Below are 15,465 nucleotides of genomic sequence, written 5' to 3' on the forward strand. Positions count from 1 at the left end.
GACCGCGCGGGCATGGAGCACAACGACCCTCTGGTGGTCCTGGGGCTGGACCCCGGCTCGCGCAACACGGGCTGGGGCGTGGTGAGCGAGCGTTCGGGCGTGCTGAGCCTGGTCGGCGCCGGCGTGATCCGGGTGGAGCGATTGGGCGACGTGGCCGCCAGGCTCGGGGCCATCTTTTCCGAGGTCGGACGGCTGATCGCCCTGCACGGCCCGGCTGAGGCGGCCGTGGAAGACGTCTTTGTGGCGCGCAACGCGGCCTCGGCCCTGAAGCTGGGGCAGGCGAGGGGGGCGGCCATTTCGGCTTGCGCCGTGGCCGGACTTCCGGTGCACGCCTATGCGCCCTCCCTGGTGAAAAAAAGCCTGTGCGGCGTGGGGCGAGCCGAGAAAACCCAAGTGGCCTTCATGGTCAACCAGGTGCTGGGATGTCGCATCCACGTGGCCGCGGACGCTTCCGACGCCCTGGCCGTGGCCGTGTGCCACTTGAATCAACGGCGCTTCAAACGTTTGAGCGGGGTCTTATGATCGCCTACCTGCACGGGGTCTTGCGGGAAAAATCCGCCCGGAGTTGCCTGGTGCTCACGGGCGGCGGCGTGGGGTACGAGCTGTCCCTGACCGCCCCGGCCGCCGCCGGACTGCCCCTGATCGGCGAGGAGGTTTCGCTCTACGTCCATGTGCAGACCCGGGAGGACGGCTCCGAGCTTTTCGGCTTTCCCGATCGGCTTGAGCGGGAGGCCTTTCGGGCCCTGATCGGCGTGCCCAAGCTCGGCCCCAAGACGGCCATGGCCATGCTTTCGAACTTTTCCGTGGAGCAACTGGCCCAGGTGGCGGCCCGAGAAGATGTGGCCGCCCTGGCCACGGTTCCGGGCATCGGCAAGAAGAGCGCCCAGCGCATGATCCTTGAGCTCAAGTACGCCCTGGACGGCCTGGGCCTGCCGGCCCGCGCCGCGCCCGAGCGAGAAACCCCGGCCGGGCAGGTCTTTCGGGACGCCCTGGCCGGCCTCACCAACCTGGGCTACGCCGAAGCCCAGGCCGGACCGATTCTGCGGGATATTTTCACCGAGGAACCCGACATCGACGTGGCCCAGGCGCTTCGGCTGTGCCTGAAACGTCTGGCCCAGGCCAAGTCATGACCAAATCCGCATCGGACACCATCCGCCCCAGTCGGCTGGACGATTTCATCGGCCAGGAAGATTTGCGCTCCAACCTCAAGGTCTATCTGCACTCGGCCGCCGAGCGGGGCAAGGCCTTGGACCACACCCTGTTTTACGGTCCGCCGGGCCTGGGCAAGACCACCTTGGCCCAGATCATGGCCTCGGAACTGGGAGTCAACCTGGTGACCACCACCGGGCCGGTGCTTGAACGCGGCGGCGATCTGGCGGCCATTCTCACCAACCTGGGCCGCCACGATATCTTGTTCATCGACGAGATCCATCGCATGCCCCCGGCCGTGGAAGAGATTCTCTATCCGGCCATGGAAGACTACAAGCTTGACCTGATCATTGGACAGGGGCCGGGCGCGCGCACCGTGAAGATCGAACTCGAACCCTTCACCCTGGTGGGGGCGACAACCCGCATCGGCCTGCTGACTTCTCCGCTTCGGGACCGTTTCGGGGTCATTTTCCGCCTGGACTTTTATTCTCCCGAAGAGTTGCAACGCATCGTCACGCGCGCCGCGTCCATCCTGGGCGTACGCCTGAGCGAGGAAGCCGCGATGGAAATCGGCAAGCGGTCCCGAGGCACACCGCGCATCGCCGGTCGTCTCTTGCGCCGGGTGCGCGACTTCGCCGTGGTCAACGCGGCCGAGATCATCGAAGCCGAGCTGGCCCGGCAGGCCCTTTCCCGCATGGATGTGGACCCCCATGGCCTGGATCAGATGGACCGCAAGATCCTTTCGTGCCTGATCGAACAGTTTGGCGGCGGCCCGGTGGGGGTCAAGACCCTGGCCGTGGCTTGCAGCGAGGAAGTGCGCACCCTGGAAGACATCTACGAACCGTTTCTCATTCAGTGCGGACTGATCAAGCGCACTCCGCGCGGCCGGGTGGCCACCGCCCGGGCCTATCAGCACCTGAAACGCCAACCCCTGAGTTGAACCATGCCCCAAGCCGAACTCGACGTGCGTCTGCTGGCCCACACCCCGGAACCTCTGGCCGTGATCTATGCGGCTTTTCGCCAGTGTTACCACGCCGGCTTTGTGGGGGACATGTGGCCCAGACTGCTGGCCGGCGAAATAGACCGGACCCGGCAGGCGGATTTTGTCGCCGAAGTGATCGCCTCGGGCCACGTGAGCCCCATAGAGCATGTGAGCTTCACCTTCGCCGTGGAGGGCGTGTCCCGGGCGCTTAGTCACCAATTGGTGCGCCACCGCATCGCCTCGTATTCGCAGCAGTCCCAACGCTATGTGGACGCCTCGAACTTCGATTACGTCATGCCCCCCGCCATTGCGGCAAATCCCGAGGCCAGAGCCCGGTTCGAGGCCTTCATGGACGAAGTGGGGGCGGCCTATCGGGACCTCAAGGCCTTGCTCGAAGCGGACGGCCGAGGCCATCAGGCCAAGGAGGACGCCCGGTTCGTGCTGCCCCAGGCCGCGCAGACCCGGGTGGTGGTGACCATGAATTGCCGGTCGCTTCTCAATTTTTTTGAACTGCGTTGCTGCAATCGCGCCCAGTGGGAGATCCGGGCCATGGCCGAACGCATGCTCGCGCTCTGCCGCCAGGCGCTGCCCGAAGTGTTCGACACGGCCGGGGCCAAGTGCGAGCGGTTGGGCTATTGTCCCGAAAGCGAGAAGTTCTGCTGCGGACGCTATAAGCCGAGGTAGAAAAACGGGCGGTGAATGTCTTTAACGTCGTGCAACGCGATGGCGTCGAGCGATGACCGTTACTGTATCTTTGGAGGCTGGAAATGAGCGGGCTCATCACCAGAGCACATCGGGAAAGCATTGACGATAAAACCATCATAATCTTTGACCATATCATCAAATGCGCCGGAAGCAGCCTGTTTACATGGCTGTGCGATGAGCTTTCATCGGCTCCCTTGTGCTCCTATTCTCGCGACGGTTTTTTGAAGCTGTCGAGCTATACCACGTCTGACGGAAGGTTGGTCTGTGGACATGAAGCCTACGGAGCCCATAGCATCCTTCCTGATGAATTTCGCTCGGCATATGTTACCATGATACGGAATCCGTTGAAAAGGGTTGTCTCAAATTATGTGTACTATGTTGAGAAATGTCTTGTAGAGCCGTATGAAGATATTGATTCATTCATATTGAACATCCAACCGAACTATCTTGTTCGTTGGCTTGGGAATGGCGATTTCAAAAAGGCAAAAGAAAGACTGCTTGAAACATACTGTTGCTTTGGTATCGCCGAGTATTTTGAAACATCGCTTGACCATATCGCAAATGTTTTGCAAACAAATAACACTTCTCCTGTCTATGAAATAAACAAGGCGAGTTATAAAACGTATGGAGAGATGAAAAAGAAAACGCTTGAGTATTTTATGGACGCCAATGCTCAGGATTTTCTTCTCTACGAGGTCGCAACAAAAGAGTTTTTTTCTCGACTGGATCAGAATGAACGGACGGGTGGGGGGAACAGGCAAAAGAAGGTTGTCAAGCATCATGAGTTATATTCATATGTGGATTGTGACATTGATAACAACGTGTATAAAAAGTATAGCAAGGTTCTGGCAATAAAGGCCGCTGACGATTTTGAAGGTTCAGCATACTCGCTGCAAAGTTTGGCGCAACGGTTGGGAGGGCTTGAAGAAGCTCTAGAGCTTTTGAAGAAATTACATTCCATCGCGCCGTTTCGAAACGTGCATACGTATGTCGATCTTCTCTTGCGCATGGGGAGGCTCGATGAGGCCGTCGTGCTGGCTGAAGAAAACTGGGCTGTTTTTTCCAGCCATGCCATGCTCCCCTCGGATTCACGAATGTACGGTTTTTATTTCGAGAATTTGTGCTTGTTGATCAAGGCGTATTCCGGGGTCGACACAGACAAGATGAAGGGTTTTGTTCGGCAGGCCGCAGTGGAGTATCGGGGAGAGAAGCATTTGCTTGAAATGCTTCTGTGCTGCTTGAATGATGTTGGAGCGCATGAGGACGTAGTCGATATTTGTAAGTCCTATGCGGACGATATTGATGTAAATAATGTGCGAATATATTACATGCTGGCTCTTGCCTACTTCAGAATGAACAACGTCGCTCAGGCGAAGCTGTTGTTCGAAAAGATATTGAGCCAGACGCCCTTGTATCTTCCCGCCATCTCCATGCTCATTGTCTCGGAGAGGCTTTCACGAGAGTTTGCTCTGGATATCGAAAAGTTCGAGATACTTGTCGAGAGCTACCAGGGGTCGTGCTTTGGTGCGGCCCTGGCAAGGGAAATTGCTGTCTACCATTACGAAAAGGGCCAAAAGGAGCGTGCGCTGGAGCTTTGTGAGAAGAGCGCCATGCATTACAAGGATAGTCTTATTGAAGAACTATACCGGGCAAACGACTCCTTGTCCTTTGACCAACTCAGTCTTGGCAAGTGTTTGGTGATTAAAAGCGGGCCTGATATGGTGTTTGATTCCCTCTACCGCAAGTGCTTGTCCACTTCGCAGGAGCGCTTTGACCTGGTGAGCAATTTCGATAGCGGCAGGGCGTCTGACTACACCCTGGTTGACAACCCTATCGCCTTTCCGTCGTCTCGATACATCCATACCCGCGATTTTTCGGCCTTGCGCGAAACGATTGAAATAGCCGCTTATGACTCCTGCATCGTTTTGGCTTCGGCTCTGGACCTTTCCGACTACGCTGAGATCCTGAAGCTGGCGTTGGCGACAGGAGCGGAAACCGTGTGCTTCTATTCCATGGATCACATGTTTTCCGCGAAGTATCGGTCCTCGTTTTTGGCTCTTCGCGTCCCTCCCGCGTGATGTCGTGTTCAGATGACACACGAATTCGTACTGCTACACGGCGTTCGTGACCGCGGCGTGAGTTCGCTACCTGGCCGCCGCGGGCGGTTGACCGGACGGGCCTTTCTTTCCGTGTCCGGGCTTTCCCCTGAAAATTTCTGATCCAGCAAAAAAAAGGGAGGCCTTGCGGCCTCCCCGTGCGGAGTCGACGGATGAAACGGATCAGCGGTTCATCATGTTCAAGAATTCGGCGTTGCTTTTGGTGCCGCGCATCTTGTCGAGCAGAAATTCCATGGAATCGATGGGGCTCATGGGCGCAAGAAACTTGCGCAGAATCCACACGCGGTTGAGCTGTTCCGGCGCAAGCAGCAGTTCTTCCTTGCGGGTGCCGGACCGGTTGATGTCGATGGCCGGGAACACGCGTTTTTCCGAAAGATGGCGATCCAGGTAGATTTCCATGTTGCCGGTGCCTTTGAACTCTTCGAAGATCACTTCATCCATGCGCGAGCCGGTGTCGATAAGCGCCGTGGCGATGATGGTGAGCGAACCGCCTTCTTCGAGATTGCGGGCCGCGCCGAAGAAGCGCTTGGGCCGTTGCAGGGCGTTGGCGTCCAGGCCGCCGGAAAGCACTCGGCCCGAAGAGGGGGTCACCGCGTTGTAGGCGCGGCCCAGGCGGGTGATGGAGTCGAGCAGGATGACCACATCCCGCTTGCGCTCCACCAGGCGCTTGGCCTTCTCCATGACCATTTCGGCCACCTGCACGTGACGCTGGGGCGGCTCGTCGAAGGTGGAGCTGACCACTTCGGCGCGCACGGTGCGTTCCATGTCGGTGACTTCTTCGGGGCGTTCGTCGATGAGCAGGACGATGAGATAGGCGTCTGGGCTGTTGGCGTTTATGGAGTTGGCGATGGTTTGCAGCAGCATGGTTTTGCCGGTTCGGGGCGGGGCGACCAGAAGACCGCGTTGTCCGAAACCGATGGGGGCGAGCAGGTCGATTACCCGCGAGGAGTAATTCTTGTCGCCGTTTTCCATGTCGATGCGTTTGTTGGGATAGAGCGGGGTGAGGTTGTCGAAGAGTACGATGTGTTTGGAGGCGTCCGGGGGTTGGAATCCGATTTCCGAGACCCGCAGCAGGGCGAAGTAGCGTTCCCCCTCTTTGGGCGGGCGGATCTGCCCCGAGACCACGTCGCCCTTGCGCAGTCCGAATCGTCTGATTTGGGAGGGCGAAACGTAGATGTCGTCAGGCCCCGGCATGTAGCTGTACATGGGTGAGCGCAGAAAACCGAAGCCGTCGGGCAGGATCTCGAGAACGCCTTCGCCGAAAATGGACCCGTTTTGCGACGCGCAGTTCTGCAAAATGGCGAAGATGAGTTCCTGCTTGCGCATGCCGCTGGGGTTTTCCACGTTGAACTGGCCGGCCAGCTCCATGAGTTCGGACATGCTTTTGAGTTTGAGGTCGGAGAGATTCATCAGGGACTCCGCTAGAGTGTTGAGGGCATGCCTTGAGCGTCGCCAGCCCAAGGTCGTATGATGGTGCTGTAGAGAGCCGCCGGGTATGGTTCCCGGATGATGGAGAGTGTCCGCTCTGTGCTGGAATCCGGACGCATCGTTGATGTGACGAAGCGGGGACCTGCTCTACTGGTTAAAACAGGACCGGAAGACATAACCGGTTTTCAAGCTGACGAACGTATCGTTATCCATGCAAACCATTCCGACAGGCAACACCAAATCCTGACAGAAGGTTTACGAATGTTCCGCTACGCGTGTTGGATGTATTCGCTTTGTCGTTACAGTAGCCGGTGCGTGGTTGGGAATGCAAGATGGCTTGCCCAAACGCTCCATAGCTCATTTCATGAGAGTGTCAAGGGGCTTTCCATTGGCTCGTGAAAAAAGTATCTGATGCCACGTTATTCGGGCAATTTCGGCTTGATGACGTCCTCGAAGAGGGTGTTTATGGTATTTTTCACGTCGTCCTGGGGGATGTTCAGGGCGTAGGCGATTTCAAGAGTGAGCAGTCCCGTGGCTTGTTCCAGCAGGCGGCGTTCGCCGAAGGAGAGTTCCTTCCCTCCGCCGATGAGCAGAAGCTCTTTGAGCACGTAGGCCACGTCGGCCAGGTTGCCGCTCTTGAGTTTTTCGGAATACTCGCGGTAGCGGCGGTTCCAGTTTTGGCCGGTGTAGCCGGTGAAGGTGGAGCGGTCCTTGAGCGATTCGAGTATGGCTTCGGCCTCTTCGCGGCCGCAGACCTGCCGCAGGCCCACGTTATGGGCATTCTTGACGGGGACCATGAGCGTGACGTTGTTGGTGAGTATGCGGACGATGTAAAAAGACACGTCCTGTCCACCCACGGTCTGGGTTTCGATGCGCTCGACTTTTCCCACACCCTGTGCTGGATATACCACCAGTTCGTCCAGTGAAAACACCCTAGAACACTCCTTACGTGGCCGCGATACAGAGAAAGAACCTGCGCGGTTTAAAAAAACTCCGCGCCCAAGAGCGGCGGTCAACCTGTGGCGATTGGGTTGCGCCCGAAACGGAAGGGACACACCTCGGCTTCCACGACTATTTACAGCAAAGGAGAAAAAGAGTCCATCCCTCTCGGACAAACGAGCGCCGTGAAAGTGACTTTTCCCTTGGCGGTTCCGAACGGACTCCGTGGCAGCCTGTTGAAAAATCCTTGCTGGCTGCGTTACTGCGAGAAACTCAAACCCGCAACGGATGCCAACTACGCTTCGGGCTTGACTTTTTCTCGCGCCTTGCCAGCAAGTTTTTTGAACAGGCTGCAAGAATCGACTTTTAGGGCGGGCTGCTAGCCGTAGGCGGCGCCAGCCGCATGGATCGCCCAGGGAGGGGAAGCCCCGAAAAGGCGGCAGGTCCCGGCGAAATTGCCGGAAGCAGGGCTCGCCAAGGCCAGGCGTAGCGTAACGTGACCGAACGACGGGCGCCCATGCGCCGGAAAAGTTTTACTCCCGGGGGGAGCGGGGCGGGGGAGTTTCGTCCTCGTCGAGCTTCAAGCGAAAGCCGCCGGCCCGACGCATGCCCGCCTCCAGCCCTTGCATGCAAAACAGCCGCACGGCCTCCACGGCTTCGTCCACCACTTCGGGCAGGTGCTCGTGCTCCCTGGGGCCGAAGTCCTGCAACACGTAGGAAACCACTTCCATGCGTCCCGGAGGGCGGCCGATGCCCAGGCGCAGGCGCACGAAGTCTTCGCGTCCGATGTCGGCGACGATCGATTTCAGACCGTTGTGCCCGGCGGTACCCCCGCCGCGTTTGAGTTTCATGCGGCCGAAGGGCAGATCCAGCTCGTCATGCAGCACCACCAGATTGGCCGGGTCCAGCTTGAAGTAGCCCAGCACCCTGGCCACGGCGTGCCCCGAAAGGTTCATGTACGTCTGGGGCTTGAGCACGAACACTTCCTCCGCCAGGCCTGGCAGGCGCAGGGTGGCCAGCTCACAATCCTTGCCGAACGATTTTGCCTGGGTCCGCCCCTTGGAAAGCAGGGCATCCGCCACCATAAACCCCAGGTTGTGGCGGGTGCGGGCGTACTTGGGGCCGGGATTGCCCAGACCGGTGATGAGAAATTTGGGGGGCATGGCGAGAAAAAAACGTGTCCGGGGCCGTAAAAACCCCGGACACGGAAAAGTTCGTGCGGTGATGTCGCTTCTAGGCCTCGGCGGCGGTTTCCTCTTCGGCTTCGGCTTCGGGAGCCACAACGCCGACCACGGCGAAGTTCTGGTCGAAGATCGCGCGCACGCCCTCGGGCAAGACGATATCCTTGACGCTCACGTGCTGGTTGATGTCCAACCCGCTCACGTCGACGGTCACTTCGTCGGGAATGGCGGCCGGGAGGCAGGTCAATTCAATGGCTTCGCGGTAGATTTCGAGCTTGCCGCCCACGGCCACGCCCTTGGCCTTGCCCTTGATCACCACGGCCACGTCGACGCGGACCTCTTTGTTGGGATCGACGCCGTAGAAATCCACATGTTCCACCTGATTCTTGAAGGGATGCTGCTTCAGAACCCAGACCAGGCTGGGGTGGGTGGTGGTTTCCTGTCCATTCTGGATGATCAGGTCGAAAACGCGCGAGGCCCCGACTTTCTTGAACAGTTTGCGGAAGGGCATGTCCGCCACCATGACGGCGATATTGGTCCCTTTGTCGTCGTAGTAGACTCCGGGAACCATTTTGCTTTCGCGCAGGCGACGATTGGCCCCTTTGCCCCTTTCGGCGCGGGCCTGGACGGTGAGGCTCAGTTGTTCTTTCATGTCTCGTATCTCCTTTTCGCGCCTGGCGGCGAACCTACGAAGTCCGGTTGAAAAGCACGCTCACCGAGGATTCGGTGTGGATGTTGTGGATGGCCTTGGCCAGCAGTCCGGCCACCGAGAGCACGTGGATCTTGGGGCACTCCTTGGCGGCGGGCGACAGCGGGATGGTGTTGGTGACCACCACCTGGGTGAAGGGCGACTCGCACAGCCTGTCGATGGCCGGCCCCGAAAGCACGGGGTGGGTCACCGCGGCCAGCACTTCCTTGGCGCCCTTTTCCATGAGCACGGTGGCGGCCTGCACCATGGTGCCGGCGGTGTCGATCATGTCGTCGCAGACCACGCAGCTCTTGCCCTCGACATTGCCGATGACGTGCATGGCCTGGGCCTGGTTGGGCGCGTCGCGACGCTTGTCGATGATGGCCAACCCGGTATTCAGGCGCTTGGCGAAAGCCCTGGCCCGTTCCACGCCGCCGGCGTCGGGCGAGACAACCAGCAGGTCCGATCCCAGGGGCCGCACGTAGTCGGCCAGGATGTCGATGGCGTAGAGGTTGTCCACGGGAAGGTTGAAAAATCCCTGGATCTGCCCGGCGTGCAGGTCGATGGTCAGCATGCGGTGCATGCCCGCCACCTGGAGAAAGTCGGCCACCAGCTTGGCGCTGATGGGAGCGCGGGGCACGACCTTGCGGTCCTGACGGGCGTAGCCGTAGTAGGGCACGACGGCGGTGACGCGCGAAGCGCTGGCCCGTTTGAGCGCGTCGAGGATCAGGCACAGTTCCATGAGGTGAAAGTTGACCGGGTTACAGGTCGGTTGCACCACGAACACGTCGGAACCGCGCACGTTCGCCCCGATTTCCACCCGAATCTCGCCGTCGCTGAACTTGTCCACCATGGAGGGCAGCAGCATGCAACCCAGGTGATCGCAGATGGCTGCGGCCAGTTCGCGGTTGGCGTTGCCGCTTATGATTTTCAAATCGCCGTTGGCGCCCATTGGCATGCCCTTCGCTTAAGAAAATATTGGCTGGGGTGGAAGGATTCGAACCCTCGAATGCGGGGACCAAAACCCCGTGCCTTACCACTTGGCGACACCCCAATTCGCAAAGTCCGCATCGACGGGAATCACAGTGCGCTCGTCCAGACGTCAAAGCTTTGGGCCTCAAGGGCCTGCGCGGCCTGTTCGGCCCGGTCCCGACTTCTGAAGAGCCCAAAGACCGCCGCGCCCGAGCCGCTCATGGCGGCGGCCGAGGCTCCGAGGGCGAGCAGGCGTTCTTTGAGGGTCCGTACCTTGGGTCGGGCCGGGAAAATCACGGCCTCGAAGCTGTTGGCGACTCTCATTCCCGAAACGCAAAACGGCTCTGTAGACGGGCCAGGGGGCGTTGTCAAGAGGGGATTTCGCCCCGTCCGGGACTCCGCCAGGGTGTCCCATTCCCGGTAGGCCCAGGCCGTGGAGACGCCTTCGTCTCCCTTGGCGATCACCACGAAAAAACCGCGCAGCATGTTGTCCACGGGCCGAAGCCGTTCGCCGACGCCCGTGGCCCAGGCCGGTCCCTCGCCCAGGAAAAACGGCACGTCCGCTCCCAGGCGGGCGGCCAGGGCGCGAAGTTCGGGCTCGGACAGCGCGAAGTCTTCGGCGGTGTCGTTCAGGTAGCGGAGCACGGCGGCCGCGTCGGCGCTGCCTCCGCCCAGGCCGGCCCCGGAGGGCGCGCCCTTGATGAGTTCTATGCCCAGGTCCGGGGCCGATCCGGTGCGCGCGGCAAAAGCCCGGTAAGCCTTGGCCACGAGATTGTCCGGCCCGGCCAGGTCCGGCTCGGAGCAGGTGAGGACCAGGCCGCGGCCGGATTGCTCGGGGCGCACCTTCAGAATGTCGTGCGGTTCACTCACCGGATGAAAAAGCGTGACCAACTCATGGTAGCCGTCAGGTCGGACGCCGACAATCTTCAAAAAGAGGTTGATCTTGCAGCGCGTGCGCAAAATCACGGGAGGCGCGGGGGCTTGTGTCATTTCGTCGGCTCCACGAGCAGTGTGGCGAAAAGGTTGCGCTTGGCGCGCCGGATGTAGAGCATGACCGCGCCCTTTTCCTTGCTTTGTTTTCGCACCTCGGTTTCGAACTCCCTGAGTGATCCCACCGGGACCTGATTGACTTCAAGCACGATGTCGCCGACCCGCACGGCGGAGTCCGAGGCCGGTCCGTCCGGATCGATTCCCGCGACCAGCAATCCCTTGCCGGCCGGGATGCCGGCGTCCTCGGATTCGTCGGCGCTCGGGGAGCGCAGGGAAAGGCCCAGAACGTTGGGGTGCGTCTCGGGTTTGGCGGGCCGCTCTTCGGGGTCCTTGCTCTTCCTGGACATTTCGCGTTGCCCCAGAGTGGCGGTGAGCTTTTCTTCGACACCCTTGCGCCACACCGTCAATTCGGCCTCGCCTCCGGGCTTGAGCCCGGCCACGGCGCGCAGGAGGCCGGCCGCGTCCCGAACGGGGCGCCCACCCATGGCCAGGATCACGTCGCCCACGCGCACGCCGGCCTTGGCGGCGGGTTCCCCCTCCATAACCGAGGAAACCAGCGCGCCGCGCGCCTCGGGCATGCCCAGGGCCTTGGCCGAGGCCTCGTCCACGTTTTGGATGGTGACGCCAAGCCAGCCGCGTTTGATTTCCTTGCGGGCCATGAGGTCGGCCACGGCCTGTTTGGCCATGTCCGCGGGAATGGCGAACCCGATGCCCTGGGCCGAGGCCACGACGGCGCTGTTGATGCCCACCACCTTGCCGTCCAGGTCCAAAAGCGGCCCTCCCGAGTTGCCTGGGTTGATGGACGCGTCGGTCTGGAGAAAGTCGTCGAAGGGGCCGGCCCCGATCACCCGGCCCTTGGCGCTCACGATGCCGGCGGTGACCGTATTTTGCAGCCCGAAGGGGTTGCCGATGGCCACCACCCAGGCCCCTACCTTGAGGGCGGCGGAATCGCCGAATTCCAGAAACGGCAAGTCGGAGCCGTCGTCTATCTTGACCAGCGCCAAGTCCAACTCGGGGTCGCGGCCCACCAGTTTCGCCTCAAGGGGCTTCTCCGTTCCGCGCAGGCTGACCTTGATCTCCTGGGCGTCCTCCACCACGTGGTTGTTGGTGACAATGTAGCCATCCTTGGAGATGAGAAAACCCGACCCCATGGAGCGCTGTCGTTTGGACTCGTCGTCCTCCTTGAAGAAACGCTGAAACTGGTCGAGAAAGTCGTCCACGGAGCCGCCGAGCGGATGCTTTTTCAGCAATTCGCGTACGCTGTTTTGCGTCTTGGCGGTGCGCACGGTGGAAAGGTTCACCACAGCCGATCCGGCCGTTTCAGCCAGTTCGGAAAAGTCGGGCAGGTTGACGCGCGACCATGCGGGGGAGGACGCCAGGACGAAGCAGACGGACCACAAGGCGACGAGAGACCGAAACATCAAGGGCTCCTGGGAGCGCGCGAGCGCGTTTGATCTCCTTTGTATACAGGCGGTCGTCGGAAAGTAAACAGGCGCACGGGAGGCCCTGGAGCGCGGGCCGGGTCGTTCGGGGGGGGAAAATCCATCACGTAGAGACAGGTGTTGGCGGGGCTTCCCTGGGGCGGGGCAGGGCCCGCGGGCTCCCGGAGGCATGGCCATGCCGGGAGCCCGCGGCTTCGCGAGGGGATGGGGACGACGCGTTTACACGCCATGGCGCGTCGTCTTTCAATCGTTCTCGGCGAAAACCTCACGCGCCGCGTCCAGGGCGTTCAGGGCCGCGGGAAATCCGGCGTAGACCGCCATTTGCATGAGGACTTCGACACTCTCCGATCGGCTCAGGCCCACGGCCAGACCGGCCTTGAGGTGGACGATCAACTGCGGGCGCATGGTGCCTCTGGCGGCGCACACGGCGATCATGGCGATTTCCTTGTGGCGGGGGGAGAGAATCTGGCGGGCGATCACGTCGCCGTAGGAAAATTCGAGCAGGAAATCCGGCATGTCCGGGGCCAGTGCGCGCAGGCTCTCCAGCACGTCGACGCCGGCTTGGCCGCTAGTGGCCTGCAGGGCCGCCTGGCCACGTCGGCGGCGTTCCCCGGTGTCGGACGAAGGGGGCTGTTGCCGGCCGGGCGTGACTCCTTTGGCGGCAAAGGCCTCCCGCGCGGCGAACAGTCCGTTGAGCGCGGCGGGAAAGCCCGCGAACACGGCCGTCAGGTACATCACCTCCACGATCTCTTCGGGCGTCACGCCCACGTTCAGGCTCCCGCCGATGTGGAAGCGCAGTTGGGACGGCGCGTTGCCCAGTCCGGCCAGGGCGGCCACCGTGGCGATCTGCCGCGATCGGACGTCAAGGTCCGGTCGGGAGAGGATGTCCCCGTAGGCAAACTCCACCATGGTCCGCACCAGGTCCGGGGCCAGGCCCCCCACGGCGCGCTCCACATCGGCCAGGGCGTTGGGGTCCAGTGCGGCCAGAAGGGCCGCGCCTTTGGCATGGCGGCGATTCTCGGTCATGCGTGTTCTCCTTGTTGGCGTCGCGTGGTCCGGGGTGGGCCGATCGGCGCGCTATGCGATGCGGAGTACTTCGGGGCTTTTTATATGTACAATATATCTTTCAAGTGTTTTTGATTCGGAGTATGTCTGAATCATGGAATTGCGAAAACTCCGGGCCTTCCTGGCCGTGGCCGGAGAGCTGCATTTCGGACGCGCGGCCAAACGGCTCAACATGACCCAACCACCGCTCAGCCAGTTGATCCGGTCCATGGAAGACGATCTTGGCGGCAGGCTTTTCGAACGCGACAATCGCAACGTGCGCTTGACCGAGGCCGGCCGGGTCCTGGAGGCGGAAGCGCGCCGGGTGCTGGAAGCCGACGCGCGTCTGGAAGAGGCCGTCCGTCGCGCCGTGCAAGGCGCGGGAGGGACCTTGCGCGTGGGGATGGTTCGTCCGGCCCTGGACGGGCCGTTGCCCTTGGCCATCCGCGCCTTTCGGGAACGCTATCCCCATGTGGTCCTGCAACTGGCGGAAATGGGGACCCGGGATCAGCTCGAAGCCTTGGCTGCCGGTCGTCTGCAAGTGGGGGTGGTGCGACTCTTCGGCCCCGTGCCGGACGGAATGCGGGGCAAACTGCTGGTCAGGGAGCCGTACGTGTTGGCCGTGCCCTTGGGGCATCCCCTGGCCGAGACGCCATGCGTTCCCTTGGCCGCCCTGGCCGGGCTCCCCATGATCTGGATGCCTCGCGACCTGGGGCCTGCGCTGCACGACAGCATGCTCGACCACTGTCGGAGGGCGGGCTTCACGCCGCATATCGTGCAGGAGGCGGCCGCAAAACAAACCATGTTGGCCCTGGTGGCCGCCGGGTTGGGAGTGGCGTTCGTTCCCGAATCCTCACGGCGTTCCGGCAGGGAAGGGGTCGTTTTCAGGACCTTGGGCGCGGGCTTGCCCTTCGTGGAAATCGGATGTGTTTGGCCGGACGGGCAGATCGCGCCGTTGACCGGAAATTTCGTGTCCACACTTCTGGAGGTGGCTCAACCGGCCTGAGCGGTCGCCGGTCCTCTTTCGCCTTGACGGGATCTCGAAGGAATTATACGAAATGAGTTCGCCTCGCGAAGGCGAGCTTTCCGCGAAGTGATGCGTGTGGTTCGCGCGCGCAGGACGTTCGCGCGAGAGCGGGCGGTTTCATCCGCAGGTCTGTAGAGTGTCTCTCGCGATTCGTGTGGCCCCGTAGCTCAGTAGGATAGAGCGCCAGATTCCTAATCTGGGTGTCGCAGGTTCGATTCCTGCCGGGGTCACCACTCCTTTTCTTCTCTTCTCATCAAGCCAGCCAGGAACAGGGCGGACCTTCACCCTCTCCGGGTGGACAGCCAAACGGGCCTGCCCACTCGGAAAAAGCGTTCGACCGTTTACGCGCGGACATAGAGGACCACTTCACCGTCTTCATGCGCGCTGATGGAGTCGATCCCTTCTATTGGCCCGCACGATATGGCCTTTTCGACACTGACGCCGGAGAGATCCGTGTTTTCGTCGATGGGGTTGTTCAGGCTGACAATGGCAATAAAACCGTCGCTGTTGTCGCTCACGGTCCAATCGAGTTGATAACATCTTCCGTCAATCATGGCTGTCGTGGGCAGTTCACGCGGGATCATCCCAGCCTCCTGCAAGAGTGAAAGGGTGTTGTGCGGTGCAATTGGTATCTCAATAACCACGGTGGACGGATTGTCAAAGAATAACAACCAGCTTTGCGAAGGCGTAGGTGGTGGGCAAACCAGGAGCAAAGAAAAAGTTAGGAAAATGTTGTTTTATAGCTTTTCAAATTATTCGCGCTGGGAATAATTTATTTCCACTGTATGATCCGTAGTGCCA

16 protein-coding genes and 2 tRNA genes are annotated in these 15,465 nt (G+C 60.8%); 8 read left to right on the forward strand and 10 right to left on the reverse strand.

Annotation, left to right across the window (positions count from 1 at the left end; all coding sequences use genetic code 11):
* The first annotated feature begins 12 nt into the window (after window positions 1–12).
* The 5 genes from ruvC to ACYQ01_RS00110 all read left to right on the forward strand — a co-directional run bounded on the left by ruvC (window position 13) and on the right by ACYQ01_RS00110 (window position 4,914).
* The gene (gene ruvC, locus ACYQ01_RS00090) at window positions 13–522 is read left to right on the forward strand and encodes a crossover junction endodeoxyribonuclease RuvC (protein WP_459931807.1); all 510 of its coding nucleotides are present in this window, start codon (window positions 13–15) and stop codon (window positions 520–522) included.
* On the forward strand, window positions 519–1,130 hold the full coding sequence (ruvA, locus tag ACYQ01_RS00095) for a Holliday junction branch migration protein RuvA (RefSeq protein WP_459931808.1): 612 nt from the start codon (window positions 519–521) through the stop codon (window positions 1,128–1,130). The genes ruvC and ruvA overlap by 4 nt, the downstream gene beginning before the upstream one ends.
* On the forward strand, window positions 1,127–2,089 hold the full coding sequence (gene ruvB, locus ACYQ01_RS00100; protein ID WP_459931809.1) for a Holliday junction branch migration DNA helicase RuvB: 963 nt from the start codon (window positions 1,127–1,129) through the stop codon (window positions 2,087–2,089). The genes ruvA and ruvB overlap by 4 nt, the downstream gene beginning before the upstream one ends.
* Before the next feature lie 3 nt (window positions 2,090–2,092).
* Entirely contained in the window at window positions 2,093–2,815 is a 723-nt protein-coding gene (gene thyX, locus ACYQ01_RS00105; RefSeq protein WP_459931810.1) for an FAD-dependent thymidylate synthase, read from the forward strand.
* Window positions 2,816–2,898: 83 nt separating this feature from the next.
* Window positions 2,899–4,914 carry a tetratricopeptide repeat protein gene (locus ACYQ01_RS00110; RefSeq protein ID WP_459931811.1) on the forward strand — a complete coding sequence of 672 codons (2,016 nt, stop codon included), beginning with the start codon at window positions 2,899–2,901 and terminating at the stop codon, window positions 4,912–4,914.
* Between the two features lie 201 nt (window positions 4,915–5,115).
* Here the strand turns inward: ACYQ01_RS00110 and rho are convergent, their stop codons facing one another.
* Complete coding sequence (rho, locus tag ACYQ01_RS00115; RefSeq protein WP_459931812.1) at window positions 5,116–6,363, reverse strand: transcription termination factor Rho; 1,248 nt, start codon at window positions 6,361–6,363, stop codon at window positions 5,116–5,118.
* Window positions 6,364–6,800: 437 nt separating this feature from the next.
* Window positions 6,801–7,313, reverse strand: coding sequence for a CarD family transcriptional regulator (locus tag ACYQ01_RS00120; RefSeq protein WP_459931813.1), 513 nt, complete (start codon window positions 7,311–7,313; stop codon window positions 6,801–6,803).
* A gap of 17 nt (window positions 7,314–7,330) precedes the next feature.
* Between ACYQ01_RS00120 and ACYQ01_RS00125 the strand changes: the two genes are divergently transcribed.
* On the forward strand, window positions 7,331–7,690 hold the full coding sequence (locus ACYQ01_RS00125) for a hypothetical protein (RefSeq protein ID WP_459931814.1): 360 nt from the start codon (window positions 7,331–7,333) through the stop codon (window positions 7,688–7,690).
* A 163-nt stretch (window positions 7,691–7,853) separates the two neighbouring features.
* Here the strand turns inward: ACYQ01_RS00125 and pth are convergent, their stop codons facing one another.
* The 7 genes from pth to ACYQ01_RS00160 form a co-directional block, all read right to left on the reverse strand.
* A complete protein-coding gene (gene pth, locus ACYQ01_RS00130; protein WP_459931815.1) occupies window positions 7,854–8,483 on the reverse strand; it encodes an aminoacyl-tRNA hydrolase in 630 nt (209 codons plus the stop codon).
* A 70-nt stretch (window positions 8,484–8,553) separates the two neighbouring features.
* Window positions 8,554–9,153, reverse strand: coding sequence for a 50S ribosomal protein L25/general stress protein Ctc (locus ACYQ01_RS00135; RefSeq protein ID WP_459931816.1), 600 nt, complete (start codon window positions 9,151–9,153; stop codon window positions 8,554–8,556).
* Window positions 9,154–9,187: 34 nt separating this feature from the next.
* Complete coding sequence (locus ACYQ01_RS00140) at window positions 9,188–10,141, reverse strand: ribose-phosphate diphosphokinase (RefSeq protein ID WP_459933869.1); 954 nt, start codon at window positions 10,139–10,141, stop codon at window positions 9,188–9,190.
* Between the two features lie 27 nt (window positions 10,142–10,168).
* Window positions 10,169–10,243: transfer RNA gene (locus ACYQ01_RS00145), tRNA-Gln, on the reverse strand.
* Between the two features lie 26 nt (window positions 10,244–10,269).
* Window positions 10,270–11,151 carry a 4-(cytidine 5'-diphospho)-2-C-methyl-D-erythritol kinase gene (gene ispE / locus ACYQ01_RS00150; RefSeq protein ID WP_459931817.1) on the reverse strand — a complete coding sequence of 294 codons (882 nt, stop codon included), beginning with the start codon at window positions 11,149–11,151 and terminating at the stop codon, window positions 10,270–10,272.
* On the reverse strand, window positions 11,148–12,572 hold the full coding sequence (locus ACYQ01_RS00155; protein ID WP_459931818.1) for a Do family serine endopeptidase: 1,425 nt from the start codon (window positions 12,570–12,572) through the stop codon (window positions 11,148–11,150). Before ACYQ01_RS00155 ends, ispE begins: the two co-directional genes overlap by 4 nt.
* Before the next feature lie 264 nt (window positions 12,573–12,836).
* Window positions 12,837–13,619 (reverse strand): carboxymuconolactone decarboxylase family protein, encoded by a 783-nt coding sequence (locus ACYQ01_RS00160; RefSeq protein ID WP_459931819.1) that lies wholly within the window; start codon window positions 13,617–13,619, stop codon window positions 12,837–12,839.
* Between the two features lie 133 nt (window positions 13,620–13,752).
* Between ACYQ01_RS00160 and ACYQ01_RS00165 the strand changes: the two genes are divergently transcribed.
* Window positions 13,753–14,643 (forward strand): LysR substrate-binding domain-containing protein, encoded by an 891-nt coding sequence (locus ACYQ01_RS00165; RefSeq protein WP_459931820.1) that lies wholly within the window; start codon window positions 13,753–13,755, stop codon window positions 14,641–14,643.
* Between the two features lie 177 nt (window positions 14,644–14,820).
* Window positions 14,821–14,897 (forward strand) — tRNA-Arg (locus tag ACYQ01_RS00170).
* 108 nt (window positions 14,898–15,005) lie between these two features.
* Here the strand turns inward: ACYQ01_RS00170 and ACYQ01_RS00175 are convergent.
* Complete coding sequence (locus ACYQ01_RS00175; RefSeq protein WP_459931821.1) at window positions 15,006–15,248, reverse strand: hypothetical protein; 243 nt, start codon at window positions 15,246–15,248, stop codon at window positions 15,006–15,008.
* Between the last annotated feature and the right edge of the window lie 217 nt (window positions 15,249–15,465).

Source organism: Fundidesulfovibrio butyratiphilus (assembly GCF_054657235.1).